This window comes from Myxococcus xanthus, assembly GCF_013116825.1.
GTDB classification, from domain to species: Bacteria; Myxococcota; Myxococcia; order Myxococcales; family Myxococcaceae; genus Myxococcus; species Myxococcus xanthus_B.
Window position 1 is genome coordinate 69,742 of record NZ_JABFNS010000001.1, and the last position, 15,105, is coordinate 84,846.

At 70.1% G+C, this 15,105-nt stretch carries 14 protein-coding genes; 10 read left to right on the forward strand and 4 right to left on the reverse strand.

What is annotated here, in order from left to right; genetic code table 11:
• Positions 1–3: 3 nt before the first annotated feature.
• Complete coding sequence (locus HNV26_RS00325; RefSeq protein ID WP_253816014.1) at positions 4–1,119, reverse strand: bifunctional methionine sulfoxide reductase B/A protein; 1,116 nt, start codon at positions 1,117–1,119, stop codon at positions 4–6.
• Positions 1,120–1,303: 184 nt separating this feature from the next.
• Entirely contained in the window at positions 1,304–2,194 is an 891-nt protein-coding gene (locus tag HNV26_RS00330; protein WP_171440326.1) for a GspE/PulE/PilB domain-containing protein, read from the reverse strand.
• Between the two features lie 325 nt (positions 2,195–2,519).
• Between HNV26_RS00330 and HNV26_RS00335 the strand changes: the two genes are divergently transcribed.
• From HNV26_RS00335 to HNV26_RS00360, 6 genes are all read left to right on the forward strand, one after another.
• Complete coding sequence (locus tag HNV26_RS00335) at positions 2,520–3,257, forward strand: MotA/TolQ/ExbB proton channel family protein (RefSeq protein ID WP_171440327.1); 738 nt, start codon at positions 2,520–2,522, stop codon at positions 3,255–3,257.
• Positions 3,258–3,379: 122 nt separating this feature from the next.
• On the forward strand, positions 3,380–3,868 hold the full coding sequence (locus tag HNV26_RS00340; protein ID WP_090487712.1) for an ExbD/TolR family protein: 489 nt from the start codon (positions 3,380–3,382) through the stop codon (positions 3,866–3,868).
• Positions 3,869–3,894: 26 nt separating this feature from the next.
• Positions 3,895–4,479 carry an ExbD/TolR family protein gene (locus tag HNV26_RS00345; protein ID WP_171440328.1) on the forward strand — a complete coding sequence of 195 codons (585 nt, stop codon included), beginning with the start codon at positions 3,895–3,897 and terminating at the stop codon, positions 4,477–4,479.
• An 85-nt stretch (positions 4,480–4,564) separates the two neighbouring features.
• Entirely contained in the window at positions 4,565–5,224 is a 660-nt protein-coding gene (locus tag HNV26_RS00350; RefSeq protein WP_171440329.1) for an HAD family hydrolase, read from the forward strand.
• Positions 5,225–5,368: 144 nt separating this feature from the next.
• The gene (locus tag HNV26_RS00355; RefSeq protein ID WP_171440330.1) at positions 5,369–6,589 is read left to right on the forward strand and encodes a tetratricopeptide repeat protein; all 1,221 of its coding nucleotides are present in this window, start codon (positions 5,369–5,371) and stop codon (positions 6,587–6,589) included.
• Positions 6,586–7,707 carry a HupE/UreJ family protein gene (locus HNV26_RS00360; RefSeq protein WP_171440331.1) on the forward strand — a complete coding sequence of 374 codons (1,122 nt, stop codon included), beginning with the start codon at positions 6,586–6,588 and terminating at the stop codon, positions 7,705–7,707. Before HNV26_RS00355 ends, HNV26_RS00360 begins: the two co-directional genes overlap by 4 nt.
• Positions 7,708–7,764: 57 nt before the next feature.
• Here HNV26_RS00360 and HNV26_RS00365 read toward each other — a convergent pair whose 3' ends face one another.
• The gene (locus tag HNV26_RS00365; protein WP_026114050.1) at positions 7,765–7,986 is read right to left on the reverse strand and encodes a DUF5683 domain-containing protein; all 222 of its coding nucleotides are present in this window, start codon (positions 7,984–7,986) and stop codon (positions 7,765–7,767) included.
• Between the two features lie 131 nt (positions 7,987–8,117).
• On the opposite strand from HNV26_RS00365, the gene espC reads away from it, so the two are divergent.
• Complete coding sequence (gene espC / locus HNV26_RS00370; RefSeq protein WP_171440332.1) at positions 8,118–10,646, forward strand: serine histidine kinase EspC; 2,529 nt, start codon at positions 8,118–8,120, stop codon at positions 10,644–10,646.
• A 27-nt stretch (positions 10,647–10,673) separates the two neighbouring features.
• Here espC and HNV26_RS00375 read toward each other — a convergent pair whose 3' ends face one another.
• Positions 10,674–11,663, reverse strand: a complete 990-nt coding sequence (locus HNV26_RS00375) for an alpha/beta hydrolase family protein (RefSeq protein WP_171440333.1) — start codon at positions 11,661–11,663, stop codon at positions 10,674–10,676.
• Between the two features lie 52 nt (positions 11,664–11,715).
• Here HNV26_RS00375 and HNV26_RS00380 point away from each other — a divergent pair, with 52 nt between their 5' ends.
• The 3 genes from HNV26_RS00380 to nadE all read left to right on the forward strand — a co-directional run bounded on the left by HNV26_RS00380 (position 11,716) and on the right by nadE (position 15,001).
• The gene (locus HNV26_RS00380) at positions 11,716–12,327 is read left to right on the forward strand and encodes a hypothetical protein (protein ID WP_171440334.1); all 612 of its coding nucleotides are present in this window, start codon (positions 11,716–11,718) and stop codon (positions 12,325–12,327) included.
• Positions 12,328–12,373: 46 nt separating this feature from the next.
• Complete coding sequence (locus HNV26_RS00385) at positions 12,374–13,030, forward strand: LON peptidase substrate-binding domain-containing protein (protein WP_026114049.1); 657 nt, start codon at positions 12,374–12,376, stop codon at positions 13,028–13,030.
• A 78-nt stretch (positions 13,031–13,108) separates the two neighbouring features.
• Positions 13,109–15,001, forward strand: a complete 1,893-nt coding sequence (gene nadE, locus HNV26_RS00390; protein WP_171440335.1) for an NAD(+) synthase — start codon at positions 13,109–13,111, stop codon at positions 14,999–15,001.
• The last annotated feature ends 104 nt before the right edge of the window (positions 15,002–15,105 follow it).

Here is a 15,105-nt window from a genome sequence, read left to right on the forward strand (position 1 = left end):
CGCTCAGTCCCGCATGTAGTGGCAGGTGTAGCCGCCCGGGTTCTTCACCAGGTAGTCCTGGTGGTCGTCCTCGGCGGGGGTGAAGGCGCCCGCGGGCACAATCTGCGTGACGACGGGCCGGGGCCACTTCTTGGAGGCATCCACCCGCGCCTTCACTTGCTCGGCGACGCGCTTCTGGGCGTCGGACAGGTAGAAGATGGCGGAGCGGTACTGCGTGCCCACGTCATTGCCTTGACGGTTGAGCGTCGTCGGGTCGTGCATGCGGAAGAACCACTGCTCCAGCAGCGTCTCGTACGTCAGCCGGGTGGGGTCGAACACGACGCGCACGGCTTCGGCGTGCCCCGTCTTGCCCGAGCTCACGTCGCGATACGTGGGGTTGCGGAAGGCGCTGGAGCCGCCCGTGTAGCCCACCTCCGTCTGGATGACGCCGGGAATCTTGCGCAGCAGGTCCTCCATGCCCCAGAAGCACCCGCCCGCCAGCAGCGCCGTCTCCGTGAAGGGCGAGGCGTCCTGGCGCTTCGTGGCGGCGGCCGGAGCGGGGCGGCCGAAGAGTGGCAGCCAGGCCCCATAACCCTCCTTCGCCAGGTCATTCACCCCGACGAAGCGCAGGGCCGCGGAGTTGATGCAGTAGCGCGTCTTCGCGGGCGCGGGGCCGTCTCCGAAGAGGTGGCCCAGGTGTGAGCCCGCGGCCTTCGAGCGCACCTCCACGCGCTCCATGCCCTGTGTGCTGTCCCGCTTCTCGACGACGCGCGCGCTGTCCACCGGGCGAGTGAAGCTGGGCCAGCCCGTGCCGGAGTCGAACTTGTCGCGCGAGGAGAAGAGGGGCTCGCCGCTCACCACGTCGACGTAGAGGCCCTCTTCGTGGTGGTTCCACAGGGGGTTGCGGAAGGCGGGCTCCGTGGCTCCCTTCTGCGTCACCTCGTAGGCCAGCGGGGACAGGGTGCGCCGCACCTCGGCGTCCGAGGGCTTCTCGTAGCGGCGGGTGTCGTGGATGGTGGGGCCTGGCGCGGTGGGCGCGGCCCCGCGGGCCTCGGTGCACGCGGACAGCACGGCGAGCGCGGCGAGGGCCAGGGGCATGAGCCGACGGGCCAGGGATGAGGAAGTGGAGGCGGTGGGCATGGACGCGGTCTCCGGAAGTTCCCGCGAGCGCGGGTGCTTCTGTGTGTACGCGCGGGGCCCCCAGGTGGTTTCCGAGTCGGTGGCACCGGGCCTCGGCCCGTAGGGCATGCAGGCGGGCGTCCCGCGCAGATGCTCCGTGCCACACGCGCCGCCACGGGCCGATTCCTCCCGGCCCGGCGCATCGTCAAGACTCGCCGCTGGCCTTGTCCTCGTCGTCCAGCTCGCGGGTGAACTCCTCGTTCGTGAGCAGGCCCTTGCGCGCCATGATGCGCATCAGCGCCCAGAACTTCCGCTCCAGCTCCTCGACGCGGTCCGGGTCTTCTCGCGCTTGTCCGAAGAGGTAGTCGAGATCGTCCAGCACGCCGCCCGCGTTCGCCACGGCGGCCTTGGGCTTCGCGGCGCCGGCCTGTCCGCGCTTCTGCTTGCTCTGCTCCTCGCGGGCACGAATCAGCTCTGCCAGGGACGTGCGCTGCGTCGCCTCGCCGGGCGGCAGCTCCTCGCCGATGATGACCTCCTCGTCGTCATCTTCTACGGACGGCGGCGCCATGGGGCGTGTCACCGGCGGCGCGGCCTTCACCGGCTTCGCGGCGGGCCTCGCGGGCGCGGGGCGGCTGGCGGAGGGCGAGGCCACCGGCACCTTGTGGTAGTAGCGGAGGATGGCGCCGCGCACGGTGGACAGCGGCGCCACGCGCGGGCTGACCTTGAGGCCGGTGGTGAACTCAATCTCCTCCACCGCCGTCACGTTGAGCGGATCACTCATCGCGACCACGAGCTGCTTGCGCCCGCTCGTGCTCTCCAGTGCGACCGGGAACAAGTCATGCTGTTCGCAGAAGCGCGCGCGCAGCATGTGCACCGCCGCCCACTCCGGCGTGGTGGCCGCGAGGTCCACTCGCGGCAGCCCCAGGGCCTGGCTCAGCGCGTCCGCGAGCGTGGCCTCCGTGATGGCACCTTGCGCGATGAGGGTGGCCCCCAGCCGCTGTCCTGATTTCCGGTGAGCTGCGAGCCCCGCCTCGAGCTGGGCGACGCTGATCGCCCGCTGCTCCAACAGGAGCTCGCCAATGCGCTTCCTCGCCATGAATCCGGCCTTAACACGCGCGACGAAACCCAGGAAGCAAGCGCGGTGTCACATCCGGAGGCACTTGGGAATACCCCCGAAAATGCCCGTGCTGCTGCTTGGAGGACGGCCCGGCAAGAGGGGGTTCAGCGCAAAATTCCTGTGAGATTTCAGCACTTAACGGCACTGCCCCTACCTTGACACCCCACACGCCCATTCCTAAAGTCGGCACACCGTTTTCAACATCCATTCCTGCCGCCCAACCGGGTGGACCGTCCGCTCGGGGGGACGTCAGGTCTGGAAGGTCCGCTGGAGCGGGCCAAGCTGCCTGTGGAGGCAACACTCGATGGACCTGGCGTCTGTGACGAACCTGACCGTGCTGGCGAATGTCGGCGGCCCTCAGCGGGGCTTCTTCGAAGAAATCGCCATGCGCTGGGAGGCCGGCCAGTGGGGTATGTACCCCATCGCCGCCTGCCTCATCGTGGCACTCGCCATCATGGTCGAGCGAAGCATCATCCTTTTCGGCAAGGCCTCCATCAACAAGGAGGCCTTCCTGCGTGGCCTGAAGAAGCACATCTACGCGGGTGACCTGGACAAGGCCATCAACTACGTGGCTGGCCAGAAGTCCACGCCGCTGACGAACGTCATCAAGGCCGGCCTGATGAACGTTCCGAAGGGCAACGACGAGGTCCAGGCCGCGCTCGACGAGGCCAGCCTCCGGGAGACGCCGAAGATCGAGGCCCGCACCGGTTACCTCGCCATGCTCGGCAACGCGGCGATGCTCGCCGGTCTGCTCGGAACGGTGTCCGGTCTCATCGCCTGCTTCGAGGCCGTGGCCAACGTGAACCCGGCCGACAAGGCGGCGATTCTCGCCATCGGTATTTCTGAAGCCATGAACTGCACCGGCTTCGGTCTGCTCACGGCCATCCCGGCGCTGATCTCCTTCTCCGTGCTGACGGGCCGCACGCAGAGCCTCATCAACGACATCAACGAGACCAGCGTCTCCGTCCTCAACCTCATCGTGGCCAACAAGGACAAGTTCAAGAACCTGAACGTCCCCGTGGCGGCTCGCGACGAGGAGTAGGAAGTCCTTCGGGAACCCGGAGTCCGGGCGCGCTGTCCTGTCCCCACGGATGTGGGGACGCGCGGCGCGCTTCCATCAGTCTCACCGACGCTCACTGAGCGCGGCCGAAGGAGAAGAACGCCATGGCCGGCGGAATGGACACAGGTGGAGGCAAGGGCGGCAAGAAGTCGCTCGACACCTCCATCAACCTCACGGCATTCATCGACCTGATGGCGGTGACCATCAGCTTCCTCATCCTGACGGCGGTCTGGACCCAGATTGGCCGGCTCCAGGTTTCGCAGGCGGGTGGCCCCTCCACGGAGGAGGAGCAGCAGCAGGAAGAGCAGACCAAGACGGTCCAGCTCAACCTGCTCATCACGCCCACGGAGCTGCGGCTGTCCGCGGACCAGAGCGCCTTCGATCCGATTCCCCTCACCAAGGATGCGAAGGGCAAGACGGACCTGTCCAAGCTGGTGGCGCGCTTCAAGGAACTGAAGGCGCAGCTGCCGGACCAGTCCGCCATCACCCTGCAACCTGAAGACAAGGTCCGCTACGAGGACCTGGTCCGCATCATTGACGAGTGCATCGGCGCTGGGCTTCCCCAGGTGTCGGTGTCCGCGGCGATGGGCTAGCCCCCCCAAGGAGCTCACGACACGTCATGGCCATTCAGGTTCCAGGCAAGCGATACGGCAAGCGGCTCCAGCACTCCAAGGTGTTCGGGCACGGCGGGACCGCGAAGAAGAGCGGTTACTCCGACCTCCTCATCACCCCGCTGGTCGACATGTTCATCATCATCGTGCTCTTCCTCATCGCGAACTTCTCCGCGACGGGTGAGGTGCTGATGATGACCAAGGACATCGAGCTTCCCGAGGCGGTCAACGTCAAGGAAGTGGAGATGCACCCGGTGGTGATGGTCTCCGGTGATCAGATCAGCGTCTCCGGCACCATCATTGGCCGCGTCGAGGACTTCACCAAGGACGAGTACCTCAACATCCCGTCGCTGGAGGAGAAGCTCCGCGACATGAAGAAGCAGTACGAGGACCTCCACTCCATGGCGCAGGACACGGCCAACACCTTCAAGGGCGACATCAACATCCAGGCCCACAAGGACGTGGAGTACGCCATCATCAAGCGGGTGATGTTCAGCTGCGCCACGGCGGGCTACAACAACATCAACTTCGCGGTGATTACGGCGGGCGATGCCGAGGCGGTGAAGGCCGCCAGCACCAAGGCCACCCCGTAGCCTCAGGTGATGGGGCCTTGGGGCCCCGCGACGCCCTGGTCCTCGTGGCCAGGGCGTTTTCGTTTTTGAAGAAGGACGCGTCTCCATGCTGCTTCGTGCCGTCATCTTCGACCTCGATGGAACCCTGGTGGACTCGCTGGGGGACATCGCCGATGCGACGAACCACGCGCTGGCCCACCACGGTCTGCCCACCCATCCGGAGCCCGCGTACCTGCGCTTCGTGGGCAGCGGCGTCCGGGAGTTGATTCGCCGGGCGGTGCCTTCAGGGCAGGACGCGCTCATCGAGCCGGTGCTGGCCTCCTACAAGGCCTACTACGACGACCACCTCTTCGACCGCACCGCGCACTACCCGGGCATCCCGGAGATGCTGACCGCGCTGGCCGCGCAGGGCACGAAGCTGGCGGTGCTCAGCAACAAGTCAGACGGCTTCGTGAAGCGCCTGGTCGCGCGCCTGCTGCCGCGAGCCTCCTTCGCCGCCGTGTACGGTGAGCGGCCAGAGCTGCCGCGCAAGCCGGACCCGGCGGCGGCGCTGGCGTTGGCGTCGGAGCTGGGCGTACCGCCCGCGGCCTGCGCCTTCGTGGGGGACACGTCCATCGACATGGACACGGCGCGCGCGGCGGGGATGTACGGCGTGGGCGTGGCCTGGGGCTTCCGCGAGGTGGACGAGCTGAAGGCCCACGGCGCGCGCGCGGTGGCCGCCACCGCGGCGGAGTTGCTGGCGGCGCTGCGGGATGCCAGGCCTTGAACAGGAGGAAGGCCCGCGCGGGCGCACTCCAGTCCCGCTTCGCTGTTGAGTAGAGGGCGGCGACCCTGAGCGGTGTGTTGCTCCGGAGACCCATGTCCCCGGGCGGCCGCCATTCGAAAAACGGCTGCGTACAGTGCGGAGCCCATGCGAGCTCCGATGTGCCGCCGTCCTTCCGCCGCGAGACGCGCCGTGGTCCTGGCCACGGCGTGGGTCCTCGGTTGTGGGCGCTCGCCTTCCTTCGGGGAGCGCGAGCCCTTCATTCCCCGGGACGCCGCGGAGGTCCTGGCGCGCGTGCCGGCCGTCGGTGTGGATGCGCGCGCCCGCGAGCGCGCCGCGCTTCGCAAGGCCCTGGCCGGGCACGCCGGACAGTTGGACATGGCGCTGCGCCTGGCGCGGTTGGAAATCGAGGCGAGCCGCGTGTTGGGAGAGCCTCGCTACCTGGGGCGCGCGCAGGCGGCGCTGCGTCCGTGGTGGGACCTGGACGCGCCGCCGCCGGGCGTGCGGCTGGTACGCGCCACCTTCCACCACGCGCGGCGCGACTTTCCGGCGGCCTTGGAGGACCTGGACGCGGTGGTGAAGGAGGACCCCGGCAACGTCGACGCGTGGTTGCTGCGCGCGGAGGTGTTGGGGATTCGAGGCGAGCATGCCGAGGCGGCCCGTAGCTGCGCGAGGCTCACCGCGTTGACCTCTTCGTTGACGGTCGCGGTGTGCGAGGCCCGGGTACGAAGCCTCGCGGGCCATTCGCGCAAGGCGCACGCGCTCCTGTTGGAGGCGCTGCGGCGCAGCGAGCACGGTCAGGAGTCACGCACGCGCGCACTGGCCACGCTGGCGGAGGCCGCCGCGCTGGCGGGGGATGTCGGTCTGGCGGAGCGTTACTTCCTCCGGGCGCTCTCGCTGGATTCGAAGGACTACGCCGCGCGCGCGGCCTACGCGGACCTGCTGCTGGACGCGGGCCGCGCGCGGGAGGCGGCCGTCGTGGTGATGGACCACACGCAGGACGACCGGTTGCTCCTGCGCCACGCGTTGGCGGAGAACGCGCTCGGGTCGTCTCGCGCGCCCGAAGTCACCCACGCCTTGTCCCGCCGGTTCGAGGAGAGCCGCCAGCGGGGGGACAGTCTCCTCGCGCGCGAGGAGGCCCGCTTCGCGCTCCAGGTGGAGAAGGCGCCGGAGAAGGCGCTCCGGCTGGCGCAGGCCGTGTGGGCGTCACAGCGTGAGCCCTGGGACGTGCGGCTGTTGCTCGAAGCCTCGCTGGCCGCCGGCAGACCGGAGGCGGCCCGGCCCGCGCTGGACTTCCTTCAAGCTTCGGGCTGCGAGGACCCGGGGCTCGTCTTCCTCGCCGAGCGCGTGCGGAGTCTGCTGCCATGAGCCGCGTTGCCCTGCTGTCGCTCCTGCTGGCCTCCCTGTCCGCCCTGGCGCAAAAGCCGAGCGACAGCTACCTGCGACTGACCGAGGCGGATGGCCAAGGCATCTCCGGCCGGTGGGACGTGTCGCTCCAGGACCTGGACGACGTCCTCGGGTTGGACGCGGGCGGAGACGGCGCCATCACCTGGGGCGAGGTGCTGGCGCGCGAGGCCGACATCCGGCGCTATGTGCTCGGCCGGCTGGTGCTCGGGGCGGAAGGTGCGCCCTGTGCGCTCGTTTCCCAGGGCGGGCTGCGCATCCGGCAGCACTCGGACGGGGCCTATGCGGTGCTGGACTTCGACGCGCGCTGCACCGGCTCCGCCGCGCGGCTGGACGTGGACTACACGCTGCTGTTCGACCATGACCCGCTTCACCGGGGCATCGTGCGCGTGGGCGCGCGCGAGCCGCTCATCTTCTCCGCGTCCCAGCACTTCGCGCGGGTGCGCCTGCGGGACGAGTCTCCCTGGCGCACCGCGGAGCGCATGGCGGTGGAGGGGGCGCTGCACGTCGTGACTCGGGCCGACCACCTGCTCTTTCTCTTCGCGCTGCTGCTGCCCTCCGTCCTGCGCCGCGACGCGGACGGGCGGTGGGTGGCCGTCTCGGGTTTCGGCGCGGCGCTGTGGGACGTGGTGAAGGTGGTGTCCGCCTTCACCGTGGCGCACGCGCTGACGTTGGTCGCCGCCACGCTGGGCTGGGCCTCCCTGCCGCCGCGCTTCGTGTCGGTCGCCATCGCGCTGGGCATCCTGGTGGCGGCGCTCGACAACGTCCGCCCGTTGGGGTGGGGGACTCGCTGGACGGTGGCCTTCGTGCTGGGACTGCTGCACGGCTTCGGCTTCGCGTCGGTGCTGGCGGGAATGGGGCTGTCCGCGGGAAGCCTCGCGCTGGCGCTGCTGGGCTTCAACCTGGGCGTGGAGCTGGGACAGGTGGCCTTCGTGGCCGCGTTGCTGCCCCTGGCCTTCGCCTTGCGCGAGGCGCCGCTCTACCGCCGCGCGGTCGTCGTGGGCGGCTCGGTGGCCATCGCGCTGCTGGCGTGCCTCTGGTTGGCGGAGCGCGCCCTGGGCCTGGGCGTGTCGGTTACCTGACACGCGGGAGCGCCGTGTGCCCCGCCCGCGTGTCCGCGGTGGGGCCGCACGGCCGCGTCAGACGACTGTGACTCTGTACTTGTCCTTGTCCTCCGCCCGGTTGTGGGCGGTGACAGCGGCGACGATGTGGCACACCCAGCCCAGGCACCCACCCGTGCCAATCCAGAAGCCTGGGGTGATGATGAGCCAGAACAGGCCCCGGAGCAGGTCCCCGTTGTAGATCTGCCCCACGCCTGGGATGAGAAAAGACAGCAGCGCTGCGATTGCGGGACGCGACATGGTTCGGGTGACCTCCTTGTCTTCCCCTACGGGCGAGTTTCGAAGCCATTGCACTGCGCCTATCGGCTCCTGGACGGTTGCCTTCCTGTCAACCGGGGGGCAGGTGCAATACCGGCGGTGCCCCGGCTAGCATGGCCTCCATGGATACCCGCCGGGTCGGCGGGCGGGTGTCGGGGGGATGGGTCATCTTCGGGCTGCTCCAAGCCAGTGTACGTGGAGTCCAAGGCCGGCATCTGCTGGAGATGCTGGGCCTGGTCGTCGTGTACCTCGTCGCGGGGGCCCTGGGGCAGCAGGTGGCCATCGTGGGCAACATCAGCCCGGCCTGGCCTCCGGCGGGGGTGTCCCTGGCGGCGCTGGTCGTGCTGGGGGTGTCACGCTGGCCCGGCGTCTTCGTGGGCGCGTCGCTCATGTCGCTCCTGGGGGACGTGCCTGTCATGGCCTCGCTCGGCGTGGGCGTGGGCAACACGCTGGCGGCCGTGCTCGGCGCGGGCCTCCTGCGGTGGGTGGGGTTCGACAAGGGGCTGGAGCGGATCCGCGATGTCGTCGCGCTGTGCGCGGGGGCGGGCGCGCTGTGCCTGGGCGTGAGCGCATCGGTGGGCGTGGCGAGCCTCGTGCTGGCCGGGCGGCTTCCCTCGGCGTTCCTGGCCGCGGGCCTGCGCGTGTGGTGGGTGGGGGACTTGATGGGCGTGCTCGTGGTGGCGCCGCCGTTGATGCTGTTCAAGCGATGGTCCTGGCCGCGGCGAGGCGGCGAGGCGGTGGTGCTCGCGGGGCTCACCACGGTGCTGGGCGGCGCCATCTTCTTCGTGCCGGAGCTGCCGCACAGCGCGGCGCACGCGGCCGCCTTCCTCCTCTTCCCCATGTCCGCCTGGGCCGCGCTTCGCTTCGGTCCTCGGGGCGCGGCGGCGGCCACGCTGTGCATCGCCGCCGCTTCCATCGCGGGCACCGCGCGAGGGCAGGGGCCCTTCGCCACGGATGACCTGCCGCAGGACTTGTTGGTGTTGCAGCTCTTCATCGCCGCCAACGCCGTCACCGGGCTGCTGCTGGCGGCGGCGAGCACCGAGCGTCAGCGCGCCATCGGCCAGCTCCAACTGCTGGGCACCTCCGTGCGGAGCGTGCACGAAGGCGTCCTCATCGCGGAGGTCCGCGCGGGAGGCGCGCTGCGCACCGTGTTCGCCAACCAGGCGCTGTGCTCGCTCCTGGGATACCGGCTGGAGGAGCTGGTGGGCCAGGACCCGTGCTCGCTCTACGGCGCGGAGGAGCCGGAGTTCCGACAGCGCACGCGGCAGTCACTGCTCGCGGGCGAGCCGGTGTTCGCGGAGGTGAAGCTGGCGCACAAGCAGGGCGGCCTCGTGTGGAGCGAGGTGCTGCTGTCCCCGGTGCGCGCCACGGGCGAGGACATCACCCACTTCGTGGCCACCCACCGCGACATCTCCGCGACCAAGGAGCTCCAGGCCCGCCTGGTGGCGGCCGAACGTGTAGCCGCGGTGGGGACGCTCGCGGCCGGTGTGGGGCACGAAATCAACAACCCGCTGGCCTACCTGGTGCTGAACCTGGAGGCCGCCGAGCGCGGATTGAGTCAGGGCGGCATGTCGGGCATGCGCGACGCGATGGCCAGCGTGCGGGGCGCGTTGGAAGGCGCCGAGCGCATCCGCCTCATCGTCCGGGACCTCCAGGTGTTCAGCCGCCAGGGGAACCAGGAATCGGGGCTGGTGGACCTCAACGCGCTGGTGCCGCCCGCGGTGCGCATCATCAGCCACGCGCTGCGCCACCGCGCCCGGTTGGTGGAGGAGTTCGGTCCGGTGCCTCGCGTGTCGGGGAGCGAGGCGCGCTTGGGACAGGTGCTGCTCAACCTGTTGGTGAACGCGATGCAGGCCATCCCGGAGGGCAACCCGTCCATGAACGAGGTGCGCGTGCGCACCAGCACGGATGCCTCTGGCCGGGCTCGCGTGGACGTGGTGGACAGCGGCGCGGGGATTCCCGCGCACGTGCTGCCGCGCATCTTCGAGGCATTCTACACCACCAAGTCCAGCGGCGAGGGCACGGGGCTGGGGCTCGCCATCTGCCAGCAGATTGTCCGCGCGCACGGAGGCGAGCTGGAGGTCCGCAGCGAGCCGGGCCGGGGCTCCGTCTTCAGTGTGCTGTTGCCGCCCGCGCGCGTGCAGGCCTCCACGCCGCCGCGGCCGTTGCCACGCGTCAGTCCGCCTCCGCCCTCCGCGGCCCGGCGGGGCCGGGTGCTGGTGGTGGATGATGAGCCGCGCCTCGCGCAGTCCATGCGGCTGCTGCTGGAGCCGTTCCACGACGTCGTCACCACCACGCGGGGCAGCGACGCGCTGGCGCTGGTGGACGCGGGCCACCGCTTCGACATCATCCTGTGCGACTTGCAGATGCCGGAGACGGACGGCGCCGCCGTCTACCAGCACCTGTGCGCCCACGCGCCGGACCAGGCCGCGCGGGTGGTGTTCATCTCCGGCGGTGCCTATACGCCGGAGTCCCGCGCGTTCATCGACACGGTGCCCGTCCGCGTCTTGGAGAAGCCCGTTCGGCCGGACCTGCTCATGGCCACGGTGGCCACGGCCTTGACGGCAGCGGACGCAATGGGGCCGGAGCCGCGCGTGGATGAGGCGTCGCCCGTGGCGGCCGTTGGCGGCGTGCGGCACTGAGGCATGCGCGCGCTCCGGGCCGCGTGCTCACGTCGTGGCATCCACCCGCGATAGCGCGTCCCGGATGGCGGCGCACAGCGCGGCTCGCTCCGTGAAGAGCGCGGTGACGTGCCCGGCGTCCACCCAGCGCAGCTCGCTTCGGGGCCAGTGCGCGTGCAGCGCGAGCGTTTCATCACCGGGCACGAACCCGTCACGTCGGCAGGCCAGCAGGACGGCCGCTTCGGGTTGCCGCGGAGGCGGGAAGCGCGTGAGGTTCGCCAGGTCGAAAATCCGTCCCAGCCGACGTCGGGCCTGCTCCGCGTCGCGCCGGGGGCCATCCAGCAACGCGAAGGCAATGGACCAGGACAGCAGCCCCTGCGTGAAGACGGGGACGGGAGACGCTCCAGCCGCGAGCGCCGCCACGGCGAGCGGCTCCGGGACGACGGCCGCCGTCAGCGCCGCCATGTAGCCGCCCATGCTGTAGCCCGCCACGCCCAGGCGCGCATGGCCCTCGCTCCGCAGCCATGCGAGCAGCGCGCGGGCCTCGTCGACCATGCCCAGGTTCATCAAGACGTGGTCGCTGACGGTGCGCAGCGCGCCGCCCTTCTGCCCCTCGGGACGGCGCAGGCCGTAATAGGGGTTCTCCAGCAGGAACAGGTCGATGCCTTCCCGCGCGAGCGGCGCGTACATGCGCTCTCGCAGCGAGAAGCCCTCCTCACGGGACGCGGCGAGCACGACGCAGGCGCCGCGTGAGGGCCCATGCCCCGCGCTCAGCCACCGGACATGCGCCGTGCGCGCCGCCGCGTCGAGCCGGGCCAGCGGAGACGGAAAGGTGCCATCCCGGACCTGGAGACCGCGCTGGAGCCGGGGCGCGCTCCACTCGGGGGTGATGGGCGGAGGCCGCTGCTGGAACGGCGCGGCCGCCGCGACCTCTTCGAGGAACTGCTCATCACCCCAGCCCTGGGAGAAGAGCCGGGCGCGGCGGGACAGGCCCGCGAAGAGGACGTCCACCGGATGGGTTCGCAGCACCCGCACCATCCTATGCCCCCGCCCTTGACGCCGCGACTGGTTTAATCAAATGATTGAATCAATGGATTCGTTCAAGGGGTTCTTCCAGTCGCTGCCCCGGGTGGGCGCCTGGTTCCGCCAGGGGGACATCCAGCCCGAGGAAGTCCAGGTGTTCTGGCGGCACATGCAGCGGTGCTTCCCCATGGGCGCGGTGTGCGGTCACGCGAGCCCCGCGCGGCTCTCCACGCGCGCTGGCGTGGCCCCGGGGCATTGTCTCCACCTGCCTTTCGAGGTGGGCGTGCCTCGGGCCGGGTGGGACTTGTGGCGCCAGGTGGTCGCGTGCACGCACGCGGTCCAGCACGCGCTCCAGTTCGAGGAGGATGGCCTGGAGGTGTCCCTCGCCTCTTCCGCCGCGCGTGCCCGGAGTGAGGCGGAAGCGCTGCGGTGCGACCTGGAGTTGCACTTCTGGCGCCACGGCACCACGCCGCCGCTTGGGAGTCTGGCCTGGCGGCTGCGCGCGCGCGGCTGTCGCGCCGAAGACATCGCGGGGGCGGGGCATGTCCTCGCTTTGTCCGCCGCATCCATCCGGCAGGGGGCCGTGGAGAACGAGGCCTCGCACGTGGCCCTCCAGTGGTTGGAAGCGCACGTGCCCCATTTGCGGTGGGACCGGGCGTATCATTCCCGGGCTCGTTAGGAATGCGGCTGGGGGGAACCGGGCTTATCACTGCAAGGTGCCCCCCATGACCGCTCAAGAACGCATCGAGCGTGCCGCCAGCGCGCTGAAGGTCTTCCCCCTCCCGTCGGCGGTGCTGTTCCCGCACACCGTCATTCCGCTGCACATCTTCGAGCCGCGCTACCGGGCCCTCGTCCGGGACGCGCTCGCGGGCGACCGCGTCCTGGCGCTGTCCCAGCTCGAGCCCGGTTGGGAAGGCAACTATGGGGGGCGTCCGCCCATGCTGCCCATGATGTGCGCGGGCGTCATCGTCTGGGACGAACAGGTGGAGGAGGGGCGCTACAACATCCTCCTCCAGGGCGTGAGCCGCATCCGCATGACGTCCGAGCTGACGACGGAAAAGGCCTACCGGGAGGTGCTCGCGGAGGTGCTGCCGGACGTGCCCTACGAGGGCCCCGAGGAGGAGCAGCTGCGGCAGGCCGTCTTCGAGCTGGCCGGCCGCGTCCCGCCGTCCTTCGCGGAGAACCTGCTGCCGGTGGCCGCGCGGGCCCAGGGCGGCATGCTCGCGGACGTGGTGGCCTCCGCCGTCATCCCGGAGCCGGAGCGGCGGCAGGAGCTGCTGGCGGAGCTGGACGTGCGCAAGCGCCTGGAAGGCGTGCTGGAGGATGTGGGGGCGCTCATCGGCAGGCTCCAGCCCCTGCGGCCCACCGGCCCCTTGAACTGAGCGGGTTGCGCTTGCCTTGTCCGGCGGGCCGCGCATTGCTGCGCGCCGGACGCGTCATCGAAAGGGACGGGAGCAACCATGCGGCTCGTGAAGCTCGGGCTTGCCAGTGTGAACACCACCGTGGGGTCCTTCACCCGGAACACGGACAAGGCGCTGGCGTTGGCGGGGAAGATGGCGGCGGAGGGCGTCACGCTGGGCGTCTTCCAGGAGCAGCTCATCGCAGGCTACCCGGCCGAGGACATGGTGCAGTGGCAGGGCTTCATGGACCGCCAGTGGCCGGAGCTGGAGCGCTTCGCGCGTGAAACGGCGCCCATGCCCACCGTCTTCGTGGTGGGCGTGGGCGTGGCCCACCAGGGGCTGCGCCTCAACTGCGCGGCGGTGGTGGCCGGTGGCCGCATCCTGGGCCTGGTCCCCAAGGAGAAGCTGCCCACCTACAGCGTCTTCTACGAGGCGCGCACCTTCGGCCGCGGTCAGCCGGGCATGGCGGAGGTCCACCGGGGTGTGCCGCTGGGGGACTACCTGTTCCACTTCGACTTCGGCGTGGTGTCCCCGGAGGTGTGCGAGGACATCTGGAGCGCGGACGGCCCCATGCGGCGGCGCACGTACTCCGGCGCGGAGCTGGTGGTGAACCTGTCCGCGTCGCCCTTCCGGCTGGGCTTCGTGGAGACGCGGCGCGAGCTCATCGCCACCCGCGCGGCGGACCACCAGTGCACCATTGCCTACTGCAACGCGGTGGGCAGCAACGACGGCCTCATCTTCGACGGCGGCGGTTTCCTGAACCAGAACGGCCGCCACGTCATGGAGACGCCGCGCTTCCAGGAAGGCTACGCGGCGGCGGTGGTGGACCTGGACCGCACCCTGCGCCTGCGCGCCGAGGCCACCACCTGGCGCGTGGACCGCGAGTCATGGCTGGCGCATGGCGGCCAGGCGGTGCCGGTGCTGGACTGTACCCAGGTGGTGCACACGAAGCGCGACGCGCTGACGTACCCGGTGCCTCCCCACCGCAGCTTCTTCCTGCCGCCTCCGGACACGCGCCGCACCGCGCGGGATGCGCTGTGCGAGGACATCCTGGACGCGCTCTCCCTGGGCGTGGGCGACTACTTCGAGAAGACGCGCGCCTTCAAGGTGCTGGGCATCGCGCTGTCGGGTGGACGGGACTCGCTGCTGACGCTGCTCATCGCGCACCGCTACGCGAAGCGCGCGCGGCCGGAGAACCCCGGTTCGCTCATCCAGGCGTTCTACATGCCCAGCCGTTACTCCAGCGACGCCACGCGCGACGCGGCGGAGACGATAGCGCGCGAGCTGGGCGTTGCCTTCCAGGTGGTGTCCATCGACGAGGCCTTCGAGCGTGAGCGCGAGGTCGCGAAGACGATGCTGGGCGGCAAGGACGTCACGCCGATTACCGAGCAGAACATCCAGGCCCGCCTGCGCGCCCAGCGCATGTGGAACTGGAGCAACTCCTGCGGCGGACTCTTCCTGCAGACGGGCAACATGAGCGAGAAGTCCGTGGGCTACACCACCATCGGGGGGGACCTCATGGGCGCGCTGGCCGTCATCGCCAACGTCCCGAAGACGGTGGTGATGTACCTGCTCGACTACCTCCAGGACACCACGGGCTACGAGGGCATCCGCAAGGTGCTCGCCAGGCCCGCGGGGCCGGAGCTGGCGCATGACCAGGTGGGCGAAGAGGAGTTGATGCCCTTCCCCATCCTCGACGCCTGCTTCTACCTGTACGGCAGTGAGAAGCTGACGCCCGCCGAAATCGTCCAGGCGCTCACCGCCATGTTCCCGGATGTGGAGGCATCCCGCTTGAGCGGCTACGTGGAGAAGTTCGTCCGCCTCTTCCAGCAGTCCATCTACAAGTGGGTGCAGTCACCGCTGTCGCTCCACATCGGCAACCTGGACCTGGACCGGGAGCGCGCGTTGCAACTGCCCGTCGTCACCGGCACGGAGTGGATGCGGCAGGGGTAGCACGCTGCCATCCGCTGCCCGCATCGCGCAGGTGTGGGCAGTCCTCCACGCCCGGTGGCTTGCTCCCCGGGCAATTACCCCCGGGTGTGAGTGCCGTCTCCGCG